At 39.8% G+C, this 19,284-nt stretch carries 22 protein-coding genes and 2 pseudogenes; 14 read left to right on the top strand and 10 right to left on the bottom strand.

Annotated features, from left to right (window positions below; genetic code table 11):
* Positions 1–293: 293 nt before the first annotated feature.
* From ACIFPW_RS01640 to ACIFPW_RS01620, 5 genes and pseudogenes are all read right to left on the bottom strand, one after another.
* Positions 294–464, bottom strand: coding sequence for a hypothetical protein (locus tag ACIFPW_RS01640; RefSeq protein ID WP_430241524.1), 171 nt, complete (start codon positions 462–464; stop codon positions 294–296).
* A gap of 80 nt (positions 465–544) precedes the next feature.
* Positions 545–658 (bottom strand): YfhE family protein, encoded by a 114-nt coding sequence (locus ACIFPW_RS01635; RefSeq protein ID WP_194220105.1) that lies wholly within the window; start codon positions 656–658, stop codon positions 545–547.
* A 180-nt stretch (positions 659–838) separates the two neighbouring features.
* Positions 839–1,393, bottom strand: a complete 555-nt coding sequence (locus ACIFPW_RS01630; RefSeq protein WP_430241522.1) for a GNAT family N-acetyltransferase — start codon at positions 1,391–1,393, stop codon at positions 839–841.
* A 280-nt stretch (positions 1,394–1,673) separates the two neighbouring features.
* A complete protein-coding gene (locus tag ACIFPW_RS01625) occupies positions 1,674–2,789 on the bottom strand; it encodes an amidohydrolase (RefSeq protein WP_430241520.1) in 1,116 nt (371 codons plus the stop codon).
* 189 nt (positions 2,790–2,978) lie between these two features.
* Positions 2,979–3,880: pseudogene (locus ACIFPW_RS01620) on the bottom strand (TIGR01777 family oxidoreductase).
* Positions 3,881–4,011: 131 nt separating this feature from the next.
* Here ACIFPW_RS01620 and recX point away from each other — a divergent pair.
* The gene (gene recX / locus ACIFPW_RS01615) at positions 4,012–4,821 is read left to right on the top strand and encodes a recombination regulator RecX (protein ID WP_303533928.1); all 810 of its coding nucleotides are present in this window, start codon (positions 4,012–4,014) and stop codon (positions 4,819–4,821) included.
* On the opposite strand, the gene ACIFPW_RS01610 is transcribed toward recX, so the two are convergent.
* Complete coding sequence (locus tag ACIFPW_RS01610) at positions 4,808–5,479, bottom strand: SDR family NAD(P)-dependent oxidoreductase (RefSeq protein ID WP_430241517.1); 672 nt, start codon at positions 5,477–5,479, stop codon at positions 4,808–4,810. The genes recX and ACIFPW_RS01610 overlap by 14 nt on opposite strands.
* A gap of 96 nt (positions 5,480–5,575) precedes the next feature.
* Here ACIFPW_RS01610 and ACIFPW_RS01605 point away from each other — a divergent pair, with 96 nt between their 5' ends.
* Complete coding sequence (locus tag ACIFPW_RS01605) at positions 5,576–5,896, top strand: YfhH family protein (RefSeq protein ID WP_283153076.1); 321 nt, start codon at positions 5,576–5,578, stop codon at positions 5,894–5,896.
* 24 nt (positions 5,897–5,920) lie between these two features.
* Here the strand turns inward: ACIFPW_RS01605 and ACIFPW_RS01600 are convergent, their stop codons facing one another.
* Together ACIFPW_RS01600 and sspK are read right to left on the bottom strand one after the other, a co-directional pair.
* On the bottom strand, positions 5,921–6,079 hold the full coding sequence (locus tag ACIFPW_RS01600; RefSeq protein ID WP_194220098.1) for a YpzG family protein: 159 nt from the start codon (positions 6,077–6,079) through the stop codon (positions 5,921–5,923).
* Positions 6,080–6,104: 25 nt separating this feature from the next.
* The gene (gene sspK / locus ACIFPW_RS01595) at positions 6,105–6,260 is read right to left on the bottom strand and encodes a small, acid-soluble spore protein K (protein WP_194220097.1); all 156 of its coding nucleotides are present in this window, start codon (positions 6,258–6,260) and stop codon (positions 6,105–6,107) included.
* Between the two features lie 136 nt (positions 6,261–6,396).
* Between sspK and ACIFPW_RS01590 the strand changes: the two genes are divergently transcribed.
* Positions 6,397–6,666 carry a YfhJ family protein gene (locus ACIFPW_RS01590; RefSeq protein ID WP_159781055.1) on the top strand — a complete coding sequence of 90 codons (270 nt, stop codon included), beginning with the start codon at positions 6,397–6,399 and terminating at the stop codon, positions 6,664–6,666.
* Positions 6,667–6,731: 65 nt separating this feature from the next.
* Here the strand turns inward: ACIFPW_RS01590 and ACIFPW_RS01585 are convergent, their stop codons facing one another.
* Positions 6,732–7,712, bottom strand: a complete 981-nt coding sequence (locus ACIFPW_RS01585; protein WP_430241515.1) for a metal-dependent hydrolase — start codon at positions 7,710–7,712, stop codon at positions 6,732–6,734.
* A gap of 250 nt (positions 7,713–7,962) precedes the next feature.
* On the opposite strand from ACIFPW_RS01585, the gene mutY reads away from it, so the two are divergent.
* Together mutY and ACIFPW_RS01575 are read left to right on the top strand one after the other, a co-directional pair.
* Positions 7,963–9,054 carry an A/G-specific adenine glycosylase gene (mutY, locus tag ACIFPW_RS01580; protein ID WP_430241513.1) on the top strand — a complete coding sequence of 364 codons (1,092 nt, stop codon included), beginning with the start codon at positions 7,963–7,965 and terminating at the stop codon, positions 9,052–9,054.
* Between the two features lie 6 nt (positions 9,055–9,060).
* Complete coding sequence (locus tag ACIFPW_RS01575) at positions 9,061–9,822, top strand: SDR family NAD(P)-dependent oxidoreductase (RefSeq protein WP_430241512.1); 762 nt, start codon at positions 9,061–9,063, stop codon at positions 9,820–9,822.
* 63 nt (positions 9,823–9,885) lie between these two features.
* Here ACIFPW_RS01575 and ACIFPW_RS01570 read toward each other — a convergent pair whose 3' ends face one another.
* Positions 9,886–10,077, bottom strand: coding sequence for a hypothetical protein (locus ACIFPW_RS01570; RefSeq protein ID WP_370313995.1), 192 nt, complete (start codon positions 10,075–10,077; stop codon positions 9,886–9,888).
* 220 nt (positions 10,078–10,297) lie between these two features.
* On the opposite strand from ACIFPW_RS01570, the gene ACIFPW_RS01565 reads away from it, so the two are divergent.
* The 9 genes and pseudogenes from ACIFPW_RS01565 (at position 10,298) to ACIFPW_RS01525 (ending at position 19,275) form a co-directional block, all read left to right on the top strand.
* Positions 10,298–10,618, top strand: a complete 321-nt coding sequence (locus ACIFPW_RS01565; RefSeq protein ID WP_194220091.1) for a gamma-type small acid-soluble spore protein — start codon at positions 10,298–10,300, stop codon at positions 10,616–10,618.
* Positions 10,619–10,731: 113 nt separating this feature from the next.
* Positions 10,732–11,406, top strand: coding sequence for an SOS response-associated peptidase (locus ACIFPW_RS01560; protein WP_430241510.1), 675 nt, complete (start codon positions 10,732–10,734; stop codon positions 11,404–11,406).
* A gap of 150 nt (positions 11,407–11,556) precedes the next feature.
* Positions 11,557–11,778 (top strand): hypothetical protein, encoded by a 222-nt coding sequence (locus tag ACIFPW_RS01555; RefSeq protein ID WP_430241508.1) that lies wholly within the window; start codon positions 11,557–11,559, stop codon positions 11,776–11,778.
* 207 nt (positions 11,779–11,985) lie between these two features.
* Positions 11,986–12,513 (top strand): nucleoside tri-diphosphate phosphatase, encoded by a 528-nt coding sequence (gene ntdP, locus ACIFPW_RS01550; protein WP_226616541.1) that lies wholly within the window; start codon positions 11,986–11,988, stop codon positions 12,511–12,513.
* 100 nt (positions 12,514–12,613) lie between these two features.
* Positions 12,614–14,332 (top strand): ABC transporter ATP-binding protein, encoded by a 1,719-nt coding sequence (locus ACIFPW_RS01545; RefSeq protein ID WP_226616542.1) that lies wholly within the window; start codon positions 12,614–12,616, stop codon positions 14,330–14,332.
* 188 nt (positions 14,333–14,520) lie between these two features.
* Positions 14,521–15,525 carry an ABC transporter ATP-binding protein gene (locus ACIFPW_RS01540; RefSeq protein WP_430241505.1) on the top strand — a complete coding sequence of 335 codons (1,005 nt, stop codon included), beginning with the start codon at positions 14,521–14,523 and terminating at the stop codon, positions 15,523–15,525.
* 14 nt (positions 15,526–15,539) lie between these two features.
* A complete protein-coding gene (locus ACIFPW_RS01535) occupies positions 15,540–16,520 on the top strand; it encodes an ABC transporter ATP-binding protein (RefSeq protein ID WP_430241503.1) in 981 nt (326 codons plus the stop codon).
* Positions 16,521–16,548: 28 nt separating this feature from the next.
* Positions 16,549–18,163 (top strand): annotated as a pseudogene (locus ACIFPW_RS01530) (ABC transporter substrate-binding protein).
* Between the two features lie 107 nt (positions 18,164–18,270).
* Complete coding sequence (locus ACIFPW_RS01525) at positions 18,271–19,275, top strand: ABC transporter permease (RefSeq protein ID WP_226616545.1); 1,005 nt, start codon at positions 18,271–18,273, stop codon at positions 19,273–19,275.
* Positions 19,276–19,284: the final 9 nt, after the last annotated feature.

The raw sequence follows: 19,284 nt of genomic DNA, 5'->3' as shown, positions 1-19,284 counted from the left end.
GGAAGTAGTTAATCACTTCCGACTGGAAGCTAAATACAGTCATTAACACTTTCCACAGACTTATGCACAATATAAATAGGTATTTATAGCGTTACTAACAAGTTTATCAACAATATCCACAAGTTAATACGAGGTTATCAACAAAAAGAGTTGTTTATAGTAAATGTGCTTTAAAAAGGGAAAGATAACACGTTATGCACATTGTTAACAGCTTGTGCATAACTTTCTTGTTAACTTCTGAATCGCTATTTTTTTCTGAAATCAAAAAGGGACCGATACGGTCCCCTTTTTGGTTATTTGTTTTTCTTCGCGCGCTGGTTTGCGGCCTTAGATCTTTCTGCTGCTTTCGCATCAGCGGTGTCGAATTCATTTGCGAATTCTACATCCTGGTTTTGTGCTGATGGAATTGGATTTTTAGCTTGACGCTTTTGTTTACCTTCTGAAAAATTTGGACGTTTTGCCATCTTAATCAGCTCCTGTAAATGTGTTTGGAGAAGATCTCTCCACTCATTAGAATGGCTTGTTTTTGTTTAATTATTCGTCTTTATTTATGCCCAGCTCGGTCAGCACGTTTGAATTCTCTTCCAAAAAGAACATCTTGGGTCTTCGTTAGCGTCATTTTTGCTTCCTTATTTTCTCTGCCTTTACGTTTATCCACAATAATCCCTCTTTTCCTTAAGATGCTACTAGCATTGCCATCACATAAAGTTCTATGCACATGTGGATAAAAGCAATGACCGGTCGCCGATAGTAAGACTGTGGATTATGGCACTCTATAGAAAAAAACCAATAGAAATAAGGCAATAATAACAATAAAAAAAGTTCCTTTAACAGGAACTTATGCTTCTAATTGAACTTCAACTGCTTCTGTACCTTCACGCATGACATGAAGATGATAGTTATCGCGTTCAATTTCATATAAATGATATGATTTCTCTCCATTATTAATTTGCTTATAAACTTCAGGCCATTTCTCATTAGCTTTCTCGACATAAGGGATTTTTTCTGCCGCTTTTTGAGAGCGAATGTTATCCTTGTTAATTCTCATGAAAATTGTATGAATTTGCTTATCAAAAAACATTTCATTGAAGAAAGCTTCTTTCGCGATTTGATTATAACCTTTGCCGTGGTAAGGGGTACCAATCCACGTTCCAAGAAAGCCAGTTTGATGTTCAATATCAAACAAATTAATTGTACCAATAGGTGCACCCCATTCATCAAGAATGGTCCTAGAAATTAATTCTCCCTGCTCCTCAGCTTCAATAAGTTGTTTTGTTAAGAATAGATATTCTTCGTAAGAGCTTGCTTTATGACGTACGAATGGGAAGACAGCTGGGTCAACCATCAAGTCAAATAGCATATGACATTCCGACAGGTCACGATGTTTAATCATGAGTTTCCCTCCTGTCGAGGGCAGACTTATCCCCACCCTCGAATAATAGTATGTTGAATTATTATTCGGGGTGGGAATCGAACCCACTAGGACCAGTCACTGCTGGTGGCGCACCAATTGCCTTCCCATATTCAGATATGAAGTTGTTAGTTCATTTTATTGTAATTACAAAAGTATCATACTCGATTTATTTAAAAAAAGATACTGGTTTTTTGCGTATTTTTCACTTCTAAATGTAAAGTTATTGTAAGTGTCTATGTGACAAGAAATTTAAGCGATTTTAACGAATAATTTCCCCGTTAATCATCGTCAATATTGGACGGGCATCGTACTGGAATGGATGATTAGACCAGAGCACTAAATCGGCATCTTTTCCAACTTCTATACTTCCAATTCGGTGTTCTACTCCAAGGCTTCTAGCGGGATTTAGTGTAATTCCTTCAATCGCTTTTTCTTCGCTTAACCCTTCTCTAACAGCAAGCGCTGCACAAATGTTTAAGTACTGAATAGGAACGTATGGATGATCTGTTGTGATTGACACCTCAATCCCGTGGCTATTCAGAATACCATAAGTCGCCCAAGTTTTATTCTTTAATTCTATTTTCGAACGTCTCGTCATAGAAGGCCCTACAGTTACTTTAAGGTTTTGTCCACTAAGTTCATCTGCAATAAGATGCCCTTCTGTACAATGCTCAATTCTGAGATCAAGATTAAACTCCCTGGCAAATCGAACAGCCGTTAATATATCGTCTGCACGGTGAGCGTGAATTCTAACAGGAATTTCACGATTTAGTGCTGCAATAATGGGTGAAATTCGTGGATGCTCGATCTGATTAGATCTCCCAGCATCATAGAATGCTTCTCGAAGAAGGCCCATAATTCCCATGCGGGTAATGGAATCATTATTGGAGTGACTATGAACCCGTTTCGGGTTTTCACCTAATGCAATTTTTAGACCGGCGGTTTCTCTGACAATCATTTTCTCTACGTTCTTTCCATGCGTTTTCAGAACAGTTGTTATACCGCCAATAATATTCGCACTTCCAGGCATAACTTGGACAGAAGTTACGCCAAATGCAATCGCATCTTTAAAACCAACATCGAGTGGATTTACACCGTCAAGTGCTCTTACATGGGGAGTTAGAGCTTCTACGGTTTCATTTGCATCATTACCGGCCCAGCCAGTGCCCTCGTCATAAAGGCCAACATGTGTATGTGCATCAATGAAACCGGGTAAAAGATGATAACCTTTGCCGTCAATTACGGTCATATCAGCTCCTTCAGATATAGAGGGGGAGACTTCATGAATATGGCCGTCCTTTACAAGAACATCAGCACATGGGAGTAATGGTGATGAAACTGGATAAACTCGAGCTTGCTTAAATAATATCGTCACATTATTCACCTATCATCCTTTAGTTTTATAACGACACATCGTCGAAAACAGCTAGTTAATTCATTATAGCCATTATCCATCATCGATACTACCTAATCGAAGGTGCACATGCCGAAGGATTATTAATTGAAATACTACTTTTTCATTAACTATCCAAATGAAGAGAGGGTTTGAAAAAAACCTGCTGGTTTAGACCAGCAGGTTCTCTAATGCGTCTTTTAATTTAATGTAGCGGAAAGGATAGCCTAATTCTTTAGCTTTCTGTGGAAGAACGCACTGTCCTTTTAATACAATCCCACTTTTTTCTCCTAGAGCTGCTTGAACAGGTGCTTCAGGAACAGGCATCCAGTGAGGTCGATTTAATACTTCTCCAACTGTTTTACCAAAATCATTCATTCTCTTTGGTTCAGGCGCGGTTACGTTTAATGGTCCCTGGACAGAATCGTGATCAACAGCAAATCGGATCATCCCAACTACATCCATAATATGTACCCAGGAATACCATTGTCGTCCATCACCAAGTTTACCACCCATAAATAATTTATATGGCAAGGTCATTAAAGGAAGGGCTCCTTCTTCGCCAAGGACAACACCAAATCGCGCAAGAACGGTACGAACTCCATGATTCTGTGCTTTCATTGCTTCATCTTCCCATTTGCGTGTAACATCTGCCAGGAAGTCAGAACCAGGTTCTGTATCATTTTCGGTAAATGATTTATCAACTGATGAACCATAAAATCCAATAGCAGAAGCGTTTACAAGAACGCGTGGTTTATGATCAAGTTTTTGAATGATGGAAATGATCTCTCTCGTTGACGAGATGCGGCTGTCTAGAATACGCTGTTTACGCTCTTCTGTCCACCGGCCGCTATTAATTGATTCGCCTGCAAGGTTCACGATGGCGTGAATCTTTGGGAGGTCCTTCTCTGGCTCAGCATCATCCTGAAGCCACTTTACATAAGTAACCCCTTTTTTATAGGTTTGTTTGCAGGGTTCCGTGTTAGAATAAATACCGAATGCCCGTCATTAACAAAAGAGTCTGTTAGTTCACTTCCAACAAAACCAGTTCCTCCGGTAATCGCAATGTTCATATCATCTTCCTCCTAAGCGTACGCGATATACTTCTACTAGTTCTTTACCCATATTCATATTCCTCTAATCAAATGCTTTAACTTCATTCGTTTATTCAGAAAGTGCTACAATGTGAGTGGAGGTGAGTGCATTGGTCAAGGTTACGCGTATAACAACGCAAAAAAACAATAACGAACGATTTTCGATATTTATAGATAAAGGTTCAGGTGAAGAATTTGGTTTCGGTGTTGACCAGGATGTTCTGATCAGCTTTGGTCTTCGAAAAGGCGTCGAATTAAGCGACGAGATGCTTGAAGGAATTCATTTTGAAGACCAGGTGAAAAAAGGCATGAATTACGCGTTAAATTATTTATCTTACCGGATGCGCTCTGAAAAAGAGGTGAAAGAATACCTTACTAAAAAGGAAATACCTGAAGAGGCATTCGAAGCTATTTTCAAAAAGCTTCATCGCTATGGATACGTGAATGATCTTGAATTCGCTATTGCTTTTGTTAGAACAAAAGTAAATGGAGGCGGAAAAGGTCCATTTGTCATCGCGCAAGAGCTCAACCAAAAAGGAGTTAATAAAAAGATGACCGATAAAGCACTTGAAGAATACTCATATGAGCAACAGCTTGAGATTGCAATTAAGTTAGCTGAGAAAAAAGCATCAAAGCTAAAGACTTCCTCAGCAACGGAACAAAGGCAGAAAGTAAATCAGGAACTAAGAGCCAAAGGCTTCGATCGTGACATCATTCAAGAAGTGATGCAGCAAATCGATCTAGAAAAAGGAGAAGACGAGGAATGGGAAGCGCTCGTGCTTCAGGCCCAAAAAGCGGAACGACGCTATAGCAAACTCGAGCGCCGTGAATTCGATCATAAAATGAAGCAATTTTTATATCGTAAAGGGTTTCCTTTTCCGCTTATTAATAAATATCTAGAAGAACTTAACGATCAATAAATATCTCATTTTGTCCTTCATCTTCCTCGATGATTTGGAGGGCTTTCTCAAATGGGGATTTAAGTCTTGATACATCATTAATATGATCGGAATTTGCCCAAAATGGAGTATTCATCCCTCCCATATAAACAGCAGTTGCACTGACACCCGTGCCCTCTAGTTCTTTCCATAAGCTCTCAGTAAAACCTCTTATCGCATATTTAGAAGCGACGTAGACGGTTTCGTGATTTTTCCCTTTTAAACCAGCGGTAGAAATAATATTCATGATGCGACCTTCCATGCTTTTTAATGTAGGGAGGAACGTTTGTGTTGCAAAAATGGTGCCTTTCACATTTGTATCAATAACCTTATGTATATCAGAAATAGTAATGTCTTCTAAAGCCCCGAACGTTCCTGTACCAGCATTGTTTACAAGCATGTGAATTTGTAGATTATCCCGCTCCATTGCTTGTTTCAGTTTTTTAAGTTCTTCAGGATCAGTTATATCGCATTCATAAATGGAACAGACACCTTTATTATCATTGATTTCCTCGTAAATGGATTCAAGTTTTTGTTTGGTTCGACCAACAAGTACGACATGGTGTCCTTTAGTTGCCCACTGTTTTGCAAGCTCAGCTCCGAGGCCAGAACCGGCACCCGTAATTAAGATGGTTTTCATATAAAATCACTCCTTTCGGTAAGCGTAGCATATTTTTGTCAGGAAGTAGAAAATGAACTATACTTGGGGAAGAATTGATGATGATGGAGGTCAAGGATGGAAAAGCGTTTCAGTGATATGAGTGAGCAGGAACTAAGAAATGAAATTGCCCTCTTAAGCGAAAAAGCACGTAGAGCGGAGCAAATGGGCATGGTCAATGAATTCGCCGTTCATGAACGAAGGATTGCACTTGCTAAATCGTATTTATTAAACCCGGATGACTTTATACCGGGCCATAAATATGAAATTGATGGTGATCCAGGTTCTACGTTTATTATCGATTATATGAATGGGACGTTTGCATGGGGAAACCGTGACGGTAGCGATGAGATTGAAGCATTCCCTATTTCGATGTTAATTCAAAAAGAGCAGCAGTAACGCTGCTCTCTTATTTCATCATTTTTACGATCGTTTACGTGTTTGTACCTGTAGAACGATATCGTTATAAGTTTGCTGCGTTTCTCCATTCACCTGATTATGAGCGTGTTTTGGATTTGCACGCGGAGATTGGAATGGATCCTCATATTTCGGATGAAGTCTATCTCGGTTATTTTTTCCCATAGATGCTACCTCCTGTATAAGAGAATTATCCCTGACGGTGGCCTGTCCGATTTGAAGCATTCATCCGCTCTTGTGGTTGAGTGTTAATCGACCCGTCAGCACGTTTTGATGCGAATTCTTCTTTTGCGCGGGGTTCACCAGAAAATTTAGCATCTGGAAATCCGGTTTTTTTATTTCTCATCAGCGTGCGCCCCTTTCCAATATCGTGTTGTGAATCAGGCACACCATTAGTATGCGAATTCGGTCGGAATGTTATGTGCCAAACAAAGTTATTTATTAGACAGAATTTGAATTACACCACGAAAGGAGAATGCCTCATGGAAGATTTATTTCAAAGGCTTACTCATAACCTTCTTGAGAAAAATGATCACCTCTCTTATGGTCAAGCGAGAACAATGGTGGAGTTGCTTTGGGAGGATTTTGAATCGTCAAGAGCCAAGGCTGGCAGAGAGTATAAAGGTCAGGATGTAACTGAAAAAATTGTAAAGCAATGGATTGACTACTATGGTCCTGTTTTACACGATTTCATGATGAATAATCCAAAATATAAAGGGTATTTTGGAGATGACAGAAGCATAAAACATTAAACAAAAACCGGCTGGACACATTATGTGCCCAACCGGTTTTCTGTGTCATAAAATAAAGTTAACGACTAATCAAGAGCGGGATCTAATTTCTTTCGTAACGTATCTTCGCTGTAAACCCATCCAGTATAGGAACTCGTTATTTCGAGCTGATCTTCCATTTGTACCACGGCGACAAATGGATAATGCCCTTTATTTCGATAGCGGAGATCAATAAAGCGAACTTCATATCCAACTTCTTTTTCTTCAATCTCCCATCTATAAACTGGTGAGAATGAAAGAAATGCACTTAAGTTAGGATCTTCCTTCGCAGATTCCAGTACTGGTGTTTTAGGAACAGGAACGCGATCAAATACGTCTTGAATATGGATCGTAGTTCCTTCAGCGCGAGCTACATAAAACTGTGTCTCAGATTTAACTGCGATATGCCACCTGCTCCAACGAATTGTTGGTGAGACGATCACTTCGACTGCATCTGGAATTCGCTCTCTCACAGCATGAATCACTTTCTTCTGTTCAATTATTCTCCAAACGTAATAGAGAATAAGGATGCCGTAGATCGTGAGGAAAGTGTACCCAGGATTGACTCCCAAATACCAGAGAATTAATCCACCAATATGACTGAGAAAAATAAATGGATCAAAAATATTAATGACGCCAAGAGCTACCCATCTGTTAGAAAATGGCCTAATGGCTTGCGTTCCATATGCGTTAAAAATATCGACAAACACATGAATGAAGACAGCAAGAAATGTCCATAACCAAAGGTGGAGCCAATTTGTTTCAGGAAAAAACACCATTATTCCGCTGCTAATAATGATTGGCCAGAGAAGAACTGCAGGAATGGAATGAGTAATTCCACGATGGTGTCGGATATAGACAGCGTTATTTTTAAGTTTAAGCACAGTATCAAAGTCCGGGGCCTGCGATCCTATTAGCGCTCCAATTAGAACGCTTTGAGCGGTAATGGGGTCCTGTGCAATAGCTGGATCTAACGTTGCAAGAGCTCCAATCCCCAGTCCCATGACCACATGTGTCCCAGTATCCATAGGCTAAGAATCCTCCTTATGAAACGTATCGATCGTTTAGCTAACGATCGTAAATAGACCAAAAGAATTTATGTCTATTTTGCATTCTTTATTTAGTTATACCCAATTTGAACGAATGTGAAAAGTTAAAAGGTGAATGAAAAGGTATGATGCGTTATTATATGTGATAGACGAAGGTTGAGGAAGTTTCTTAGTAAATTTAAATAAATCTTTTAACACCATTTAATATATCATATCGGAGAGTTGATCTATGACAGAGAAAGTGACAGACCTTTTACATTATTTCGATGAAAAGCAGTTCCAACAGGACCTTATTGCCTGGTTTAAAAAAGAGCAGCGTACACTACCTTGGCGTGAAAATCAGGATCCTTATCGTGTATGGGTATCTGAAATTATGCTACAGCAAACGAGAGTAGACACTGTAATCCCATATTTTGAGCGGTTTATGAGCCTTTTTCCTACTGTGGAGGCACTTGCACATGCTGAAGAGGCAGATGTATTAAAAGCCTGGGAAGGGCTTGGCTATTACTCAAGGGCGAGAAATCTTCAAAGTGCTGTTCGAGAAGTAGCAGAGACTTATAACGGTATAGTGCCGAATAATCCCAAGCAAATATCTGAACTTAAGGGAGTAGGGCCCTACACTGCTGGGGCAATTTTAAGCATTGCTTATGACATACCACAGCCAGCTGTTGATGGAAACGTGATGCGTGTTCTTTCGCGAATTATTGGGATTTGGGAGGATATTGCCAAACCATCAGCAAGAAAGACGTTTGAAGAAGTAACTCGACGAATTATTTCCGATGAGGATCCATCCTCATTCAATCAGGGGATGATGGAGCTTGGTGCGATTGTATGTACACCAAGATCCCCTTCATGTCTTCTTTGCCCTGTACAAGAACATTGTAGAGCCTTTGCTGAAGGATCGCAGGAAGAGCTGCCGATTAAATCAAAGAAAAAGGCCCCCAGACCTGTACCGATTGCAGCTATAGCTCTTGAGAATAATGAAGGCGAATTTCTTATTCGAAAGCGTCCGGAGAAAGGACTTCTTGCAAGCTTGTGGGAATTTCCAAACGTTGAATTAACAGAAGGTGGTTTGAAAGAAAATCAGCTCAAACACCATTTACAAGATACTTATGAAATTAACCCTAAGATTGAGAAGGAATTATCCTCGTTTAATCATATTTTTAGCCATTTAAAATGGCAATTAACAGTTTATAAAGGATCATTTATTGGTCATATCGATCATGAAAAGGTGAAAATGGTTTGTAAGAATGAGTTGCGTGATTATGCCTTTCCTGTAGCTCACCAAAAAAATTGTGAATCTGATTTTAGAAGGAGATGAAACAGATTGAATTTGAATCTTGAAAACAAACGCGTCCTTATTACAGGAGGCTCTAAGGGGATTGGAAAGTCGATCGCGAAGGTGTTCTATGAAGAAGGCGCGAAAGTGGGGATTTGCGGTAGAAATCGTGATGATCTCGAATTGGCTAGGAAGGAGATTGGTCAGGACTTAGCCATTTTTGAAGCGGATGTGACGGATGAGCGGAAGCGCGTCCAACTCATTGATTCTTTCATCATGCAATTTGGTTCACTTGATATCTTAGTAAACAACGCTGGGGGAAGCAGTGGTTCGACAATTATGGAGACGGATATATCTCAATTCCATAAAGCAATGGAACTTAATTACTACTCAGCGGTACACCTTAGTCAGCTTTCTGCCGAAATCATGAAGCAACAGGGAAGTGGCGCAATCATCAATATTTCTTCTATCTTCGGTCGTGAATCTGGTGGGAAACCAACCTATAATAATTCAAAGTCGGCTATGATTAGTTTTACTAAAGCTATGGGTGATGAGCTAATTAAAGACGGTGTCCGCGTGAATGGGGTTGCTCCAGGAGCCATTCTGCATCCATCAGGGAACTGGCAGAAACGACTTGATGATAATCCTGAAAAAATAGCTGAATTTGTAGATAAAGAAATACCAGGAGGAAGATTTGGGACAACTGACGAAGTAGCGAATGCCGTTGTTTTCCTTGCCTCTGAAAAAGCTTCATGGATTATTGGTGCGACAATCAACGTCGATGGCGGACAATCGAAATCAAATTTCTAACATATACTTAAACAACCTTCTGAAGAGTTTCAGAAGGTTGTTTTTTTGACGAAGAACTGGATTTTATTCGGGCATAAATGCTGAGAGTCCACCACGCTGTTCAATTTCTTTCATTATTTCTCGATGGATAGCTACACCTTCGCTATTTAAGTAAGGAGTAACCTGTTGAAGGCTATAGTGAAAAAAAGATAGTTCATCGTCCACCCATTCCTTTTTAGACATCATAGAAAGCTCTGTCATATCTCGATGATTCATCATTTAACCTCCTTCTTCTCCTTAGTTTGTATCATTGATTTGAACAGTATGAAGGGGAAGAGATGGAAGGCATGATGAAATGTTCATTTCTGATAAGTTATTAAGTAACAGTCCTATATAGAAGATTTTTGTTTAATTGCACCCGAAACAAGTTTTTCTAAAAACAATACATAAGAATCATGTAACTGGATATTCTATTGTTTGTGGGAGGTGATAAGCCATGGCAAAGAAACCAGGACAAACACAAGCTGGTGCAAACATTCAACAAGCGAAACAGCAGAACCAACAAGCTTCTGCTGGTAAAGCTGGTCAGCAACAATACGGTGCTGAATTTGCAAATGAAACAGATGCACAAGAAGTAAAAGCTCGCAACGCGAAGTCTGCTCAAAATAAGCAGCAAGCATCTGCAGGACAAGCAGCTCAGCAACAATATGGTGCTGAATTTGCAAGCGAAACGGATGCACAACAAGTGAAAGCTCGCAACGCGAAGTCTGCTCAAAATAAGCAGCAAGCATCTGCTAAGAACCAGCAGCAACAATAATCGAACTTCCCGGACAGGGCTGACTTAGTCAGCCCTGTTTTTCGTTAGTTAAATGCTGGTAGGGATTATAAGACCAGTGGAGAAACAATCTAATATAGGAAGGGGTGTTGGTTATGTGCGGACGATTTTCGCTAACGACAGAACTCGACGTGTTACTTGAAAGGTTTCAAATTGATCAAACGAGCATGGATGAATATATACCACGATTTAATATAGCACCATCTCAACAGATCCCGGCTGTGATTAGAGCAAATCAAATGAATCGAATGGGAACCTTACGTTGGGGGTTAATTCCATTCTGGGCAAAGGATGCGTCTATCTCATATAAATTAATCAATGCGCGAAGTGAAACAGCTCAGGAGAAAGCGAGCTTTAAGCATGCTCTTAAGCAGCGAAGGTGTTTAATATTATCGGATGGTTTTTATGAATGGAAGCAGACGAAGGATCAGAAAATTCCGATGCGGATCCAAGTAAGAAAGGGTGAGCCGTTTGCAATGGCGGGGTTGTGGGAAAAATGGAATGATGGCGACAAAAATCATTTTACATGTACGATACTTACCACAGAAGCAAATGAATTTATGAAAGAGATACATAATCGCATGCCCGTCATTTTAACAAGAGATGATGAGAGGATTTGGCTGGATGATACAGTAAGTGATAGTGAAATCTTAAGCAGGTGTATGAAGCCCATATCCTCTAAGGAAATGAATGCGTATGAAGTTTCGACGCTTGTGAATTCTCCTAGAAATGAACAACCAGAATGTATTGCTCCTGTAGGGAGTTTATGACAAAACTCCTGACTTCTCTACAGAAGTTCCCAAAGGATTTCACATGAGTTTATGGAATTTCTTTTTTGATGAAGGCTTGCTAGAAATCGGTAATGGTATTAGCTTGCTCCATGGGAATGTCACAAATCACAATTTGGAAGGAGAGGTTAAATGAAGGAGTTTGATGAGCTCATTCAACAGCAGCTTAAGCTTGCCGATCAAATGATTCGTACGAAGGAAGAAATTCTAAGCTTAGAGGATATTCTGGATGAAGAAAAGGGTAGAAATGCCATAATTGTAGAAAGAAAAGAGATGCTATCACTTATGGAGGATGAGTTTGAACGACTTATTTCGGACGTCATCTTTACCTTTGAAAAAACCCCTATTTATTAAGCTGAAATTGGGTGCCATTCTATTCGAGTGGCGCTTTTATTTTAATTTTATTTTGTTAAGCGTTATAATAGAGAAGAATATAGATGAGATGTAAGATTTTTGATAATAGCCATGTATTGAACGGTAAGAAAGAAAGGATGCTGTGAGTCTGCCTGTATGCAAAAGGCATTCATCGTTTTCCGGAATTTCTTAGGAAAGGAGAAGAAGATGAGTTTCCCAACGACCGGGACGAGAATTCAAATTCAAAGCTATAAACATCGCGGTACGCTACATCGTACTTGGGAAGAAAGCATTGTACTTAAAGGCACATCCAAAGAAATAATCGGCGGAAACGATCGCATTCTTGTGACTGAAGCTGATGGAAGACAATGGAGAACGCGTGAACCTGCGATTTGCTACTTTAGTGCAAACCACTGGTTCAATGTCATCGGAATGATCAGAACAGATGGGCTATATTATTATTGTAATTTAGGTACTCCATTTACTTACGATGAAGAAGCATTGAAGTATATTGATTACGATCTTGATATTAAGATCTATCCTGATATGACTTTTAAGTTATTAGATGAAGATGAGTATGAAGCACACCGCGAAGAAATGAATTATCCCGAAGCAGTCGATCGTATTATACAACAAAATGTAAAAGAACTGATGAACTGGATTCATCAAAGAAAAGGACCGTTTGCCCCTGGATTTGTAGATCAGTGGTATGAACAGTTCCTTCAATATAGGTAAGAAAAACCTGTTGAATGTTTTTCAACAGGTTTTTGCATGATATAAAAACAGCATGTGATTAACTAAAGGATGATGCCATCTGGGTAGTATAAAAAGGTATATGACCTTTGTAAGGCCGTATAAAAAACAAATTGGGATAACGATTGGAATTGGAATATTAAAGTTTGGTATTCCTCTTCTCCTTCCATTGATTTTAAAGTACGTCATTGATGATATTATCAATGCAGAAATGCCAGCTGGGGATAAGTATGAGCAGCTTCTTTGGTTGATGGGAGGAGCTTTCTTTCTATTCGTTGTTGTCAGACCACCGGTAGAATACTTCCGTCAGTATTATGCTCAATGGATTGGAAGTAAGATTCTATATGATATACGAGATAAATTATTTTCTCATATCCAACAATTAAGTTTAAAGTTTTACTCTAATAACAAAGCAGGGGAAATCATCTCAAGAGTAATAAATGATGTGGAGCAAACAAAAACATTTGTCATTACTGGGATGATGAATGTTTGGCTTGATCTCATTACCATCGTCATCATTATCGGTATATTATCATTTATGAATGTTTGGCTAACGCTTGCAGCAATTGTTCTTCTTCCTCTGTATGGACTGTCAGTTAAATTTTTCTATAAGCGTCTTCGTGATTTAACAAAGGATCGCTCACAGGCACTTGCAGAAGTTCAAGGTCATCTTCATGAACGAGTACAAGGGATGTCTGTGATTCGAAGTTTTGCCTTAGAAGATTATGAACAAGAGCAATTTAACAAAAGAAATACGAATTTTTTAGAACGAGCACTCGATCATACAAGGTGGAATGCCAAAACGTTTGCTGTCGTTAATACGATTACGGATGTAGCTCCTCTTATTGTTATCGCCTTTTCAGCGTATCTTGTGATTTCGGGTGGACTTCAAATCGGTGAAATGGTTGCGTTTGTGACTTATATGGACCGGCTTTATAGTCCTTTAAGAAGATTGGTGAATTCGTCTACCACATTAACCCAAGCCATTGCATCAATGGATCGTGTATTTGAATTTGTCGATGAAAAATACGATATTGTAGATAGAAAAGATGCAAAAAAGTTAAACGATGTTCGAGGAAATATCCAATTTGAAAATGTTTCATTTAAATATAACGAAGAGGATCTCCCTGTTCTAAAAGGAATTGATCTTAATGTACGTGCTGGAGAAACCATTGCGCTTGTAGGAATGAGCGGTGGCGGTAAATCCTCACTTGTCAGCTTAATTCCACGTTTCTATGATGTGACGGGTGGGAGTATTCTAATTGACGGTACAGACATACGGGATTATGAAGCAAGAAGCCTGAGAGATAACATTGGAATGGTTCTTCAGGATAACATCCTATTTAGTGAATCCGTTCGAATGAATATCATGATGGGGAATCCAAATGCCTCTGAAGAAGAAGTTATACAAGCTGCAAAGGCTGCTAACGCTCATGAATTCATCATGAACCTTCAAGACGGATATGATACGCCCGTTGGTGAACGAGGTGTGAAGCTGTCTGGTGGACAAAAACAACGGATTGCAATCGCAAGAGTATTTCTTAAAAATCCGCCTATTTTAATTCTTGATGAAGCAACGTCAGCACTTGACCTTGAAAGTGAACATCTTATTCAAGAAGCGCTTGAAGTACTTGCGAAAGATCGCACAACCTTTATTGTCGCACACCGTCTAGCAACAGTGACGCATGCTGACCGTATCGTGGTGGTGGAAAACGGCCAAATTTCAGAGAGCGGGAATCACCAAGAGCTCATGAAACGGAAAGGGTCCTACCATAACTTGTTTCAAGTACAAAATTTATAGTTATTCATCAAAAAGCATCTCTTTGAGGTGCTTTTTTTGTTTAAATTTGCATATTATCGCGTAAAAGCGTCAAAAAAAGACAGAAAATTACCTCAATAAGCGTTGCCAACTAACAAAAATAATGTAATAATGAGAAGCAGATTTTAGTTTAATTAAAAAATTCAGAATTTACGGAAAGGGGTGAGTGTATGGAACATCCAGTATTAAATGTTAGTGGATTAGAAACGCACTTTTTTACTGATGATGGAGAGATTCCAGCAGTAGACTCCGTTGACTTTCATGTAAATAAAGGTGAAGTACTTGGGATTGTTGGGGAGTCTGGCTCTGGAAAGAGTGTGACTTCATTGTCCATTATGCAACTTATTCAGGCCCCAGGAAAAGTTGTAGGAGGAGAAATTACATACAAAGGGGAAAACCTTCTTACGAAATCAGAGAAAGAGATGAGAAAAATAAGGGGAAATGAAATTGGAATGATCTTTCAGGAACCGATGACATCCCTTAATCCTGTATTTAGAATCGGCAATCAGCTCGTTGAAGGAATTCGAATACATAAAAAATGGAACAAGAAAAAATCCTGGGAGCATGCTATATCAATTCTTAAACTAGTTGGGCTTCCTCGGGCTGAAGAACTTATGAATGATTACCCTCATCAATTATCTGGGGGAATGCGGCAGCGCGTTATGATTGCGATGGCGATGGCATGTGAACCAGAAGTACTCATTGCGGATGAGCCAACAACAGCTCTTGATGTGACGATTCAAGCTCAGATTCTCGAGCTCATGAAGAAATTGAACCAAGAAACTAATACATCGATTATTATGATTACACACGATCTGGGTGTAGTCGCAGAAATTTGTGATCGTATTGTTGTTATGTACTCTGGCAAAATCGTTGAGCAGGGAAAAACAAGTGACATTTTTCAGCATCCAAAGCATCCGTATACGATTGGGTTAATCGAATCAGTACCTGATGTGAGAGTTCGAAAAGACAGGCTGTATTCTATCCCTGGAAATGTGCCAAAACCAGGTTCGATTCATAAAGGATGTCATTTTGCTCCACGTTGTAGTTTTGCTTTCGATAAATGCTTTGAAGAGAATCCAACGTTGTTAGATGCAGGACCAGGACAACAGGCTAGGTGCTGGCTTCATGAAGAAGAGAAAAAAGCAGCTATATTAGAGAATGTGAAAAGCTAAAGGGGGCGCCTATTTTGCAAGAAGCATTACTTGAAGTAAAACAGCTTAAGAAGCATTTCCCAATTCAGGGAGGCGTACTTAAACAGCAGATAGGAACAGTGAAGGCTGTAGACGGTGTAACCTTTACCTTACATAAAGGAGAAACATTTGGGTTAGTTGGGGAAAGCGGATGTGGGAAGTCTACAACTGGTCGTATGTTGATGAGACTTCTTGAGCCTAGTGAAGGGGAAGTTCTCTTTGATGGAAAAGAAATGACCAGTTTAAACAAAAAGGATCTTCGTCACCTTAGAAAAGATATTCAGATGGTCTTTCAGGATCCATTTGCATCGCTTAATCCGAGACATACAGTTGAGAAAATTATCGAAGAACCTCTTATCGTTCATCAGCTTGGTAATAAAGCAGAGCGTAAAAAAAGGGTAAGAGAACTTCTTGAAATTGTTGGTCTTAGTGCATACCATGCCAAACGTTATCCTCACCAATTCAGTGGTGGACAGCGTCAAAGAATAGGTATAGCACGGGCACTTGCAGTTAATCCGAAGTTAATTATCGCGGATGAACCTGTTTCAGCACTTGATGTTTCGATCCAAGCTCAAGTATTAAATCTTTTAGAAGATCTTCAGAAAGAGCTTGGACTAACATATTTGTTTATAGCTCATGATTTAGGAGTTGTTCGTCATATTAGCGATCGTGTCGGAGTGATGTACCTTGGGCGCATTGTTGAAATGGCAGATAGTGAAAAGCTCTATTTGGATTCAAAACATCCGTATACACAGGCTCTTCTTTCAGCGGTGCCGGTTCCAGATCCTGAATATGGGAAAGACAGAATTATTCTTACTGGAGATGTACCAAGTCCATCTAATCCGCCATCAGGGTGTCCTTTTCACACAAGATGTCCTAAGGCGATGGACGTGTGCAGCTCCGTAGTTCCCGAATTCAGGGAGATAGAACCTGGGCACTATACAGCGTGTCATCTGTATGAAGAAGACCATGTATAAATCACACACATGACTAAGGGGGAAGAACATGAAGAAGACCATTTTTTCATTAATGTTTGTATTGCTTCTTTCGATTGGTCTAGCCGGTTGCGGTGGATCTAACGAAACGAATGGCAATGGTGGGGGAGACTCCGGAGACGGAGGCGAAGAAGCAGGTGGAACGTTGATCTTTGGTCGCGGTGGTGACTCCGTATCACTTGATCCAGCGTCTGTTACAGACGGGGAATCATTTAAAGTAACAAAGAACATCTTTGATACTCTCCTTGATTACGGTGATGATAACACAGATGTACAGGAAGCACTTGCAACAGAGTGGGAAGTTTCTGACGATGGCAAGACGTATACGTTCACACTTCGTGAGGGCGTGAAGTTCCATGACGGTACAGACTTTAATGCAGACGCCGTTGTTTACAACTTCGAACGTTGGATGAATGGGAATGAAGAAGCTTTCTATTACTATAAATCCATGTTCGGTGGATTTAAAGGTGACGAAGGACACGTTATTGAAAGTGTAACGGCGAAAGACGATTACACAGTTGAATTTAAATTGAAGCGTCCACAGGCGCCATTCTTAAAAAAATATCGCGATGTCTCCATTTGCGATTGCTAGTCCAGATGCACTTGAAAAGCAGGGCGATAAGTTTGGTGAAAATCCTGTAGGTACTGGTCCGTTCGTATTTGATCAGTGGAACAGAAATGACAAAATCGTTCTAAATAAAAACGAAGAGTACTGGATGGGTGGTTATCCAAAACTTGATAGTGTTATTTTCAGAGCGATTCCTGATAACTCAGCACGTCTAAATGCCTTAATGGCTGGGGAAATCGATTTGATGGATGGCCTTAACCCTTCTGATGTTCAGCAGGTAGAAGACAATGGCGACCTTCAAACTTTCTTCCGTCCTTCTATGAACGTTGGATACGTTGGATTGACAACAAATCGTGGGCCATTAAAAGATAAGCTTGTACGTCAGGCGCTGAACCACGCTGTGGACAAGCAAGCGCTTATCGATTCTTTCTATGCTGGACAAGCTGAACCAGCGAAAAACCCAATGCCTCCGGTAATCGGTGGATATAACGATGATATTGAAGGTTATGAATATGATCTTGATAAAGCGAAGGAACTTCTAAAAGAAGCTGGCTATGAAGATGGTTTTGAAATGGAGCTTTGGGCAATGCCTGTTCCACGTCCATATATGCCAGATGGTCAAAAAGTAGCAGAAGTTCTTCAGAAAAGCTTCGCAGAAATTGGCGTAGATGCTGAAATCAAATCGTACGAGTGGGCAACTTATCTTGAAAAAGCTCGTAATGGTGAAGCTGATAGCTTCTTGCTAGGTTGGACAGGGGATAATGGTGACGCTGATAACTTCCTATATGTACTCCTTGATCAGGATAACATTGGAAGCAACAACTATACGTACTATGAAAACCAGGAGCTTCATGATCTTCTAATCGAAGCACAGTCGACTCCAGATGAAGAAGAGCGTAATAAGATTTATGCAGAAGCTCAAGAAATCATCCGTGAAGATGCACCGTGGATTCCTCTTGTACATTCTAAGCCAGCACTTGGTGGCTCTAGTACAATTAAAGGATTCTCACCGCATCCAACTGGTTCTGACAAGCTAACGAAAGTAACGCTTCAATAGGAAATAAAGAAGGGGAGTGATAAACTCCCCTTTTATTCTTCAAAATAAATTAGTTTTATACATATAGAACGGCATGTGATTTTACAGATGGAAGAAGAGGTGAGTAGATGCTTGCTTATACAGTTAGACGATTGCTAATGCTTATCCCGGTTTTATTTGGAATGACACTTATTGTGTTCTTTATGATTCGAGCTATTCCTGGAGATCCTGCCCAGGTCATTTTAGGTCAACAGGCAACAGAGGAAGCGATAAAAAGTTTAACCAAACAGCTTGGCCTCGATCAGCCGTGGTATCTACAATATATCGACTATATTAAAAACTTGTTTACAGGTGATTTAGGCACATCTCTTCGAACAAGTTCAGATATTAGTGGAGAAATTTGGCCATATCTTGCTGCTACTCTTGAACTGTCGCTTGTGGCGATGGTTATAGCTATTTTTATTGGCGTCAATGCAGGGATTATTAGTGCATGGTTTCAAAACTCTTGGTTCGATTACACGGCTATGGTACTTGCGCTAGTCGGTGTGTCGATGCCTGTTTTCTGGCTTGGTTTGATGGAACAATGGGCATTCTCGCTTGAACTTGGGTGGCTTCCATCAACGGGTCGCGAAAATGTGAGAAACCCTGTTGATGCTATCACACATCTTTATCTTATTGATACCTTACTTCAGGGAAGAATGGATCAATTTGTAGAAGTGGTTAAGCATTTGATTCTACCTGGTATTGCTCTTGGAACAATACCGATGGCTATCATTGCTCGAATGACACGCTCAAGTATGCTTGAGGTTATGCGCTCTGATTTTGTTCGAACAGCTCGAGCAAAAGGTACAAAGATGTTTTGGGTTGTGTATAAGCATTCATTAAAAAATGCATTTATTCCTGTACTTACTGTTATTGGACTTCAAATGGGTCTCTTACTAGGTGGAGCTATTCTTACTGAAACTATATTTGGTTGGCCAGGAATCGGTCGTTATATTTACGACGCCATTAATTTCAGAGACTACCCAGTGATTCAATCTGGTATTCTCATCGTTGCTGTCATCTTTGTTTTTATTAATCTCATTGTCGATCTGTTATACGCTGCAATTGATCCTCGAATTAAATACAACTAAAGGGGCTTC

Source organism: Pseudalkalibacillus sp. NRS-1564, assembly GCF_050467905.1.
GTDB classification, from domain to species: Bacteria; Bacillota; Bacilli; order Bacillales; family Guptibacillaceae; genus Guptibacillus; species Guptibacillus hwajinpoensis_B.
Note: the sequence above shows the minus strand (reverse complement) of the source record. Positions and strands in the feature narration are given on the sequence as shown.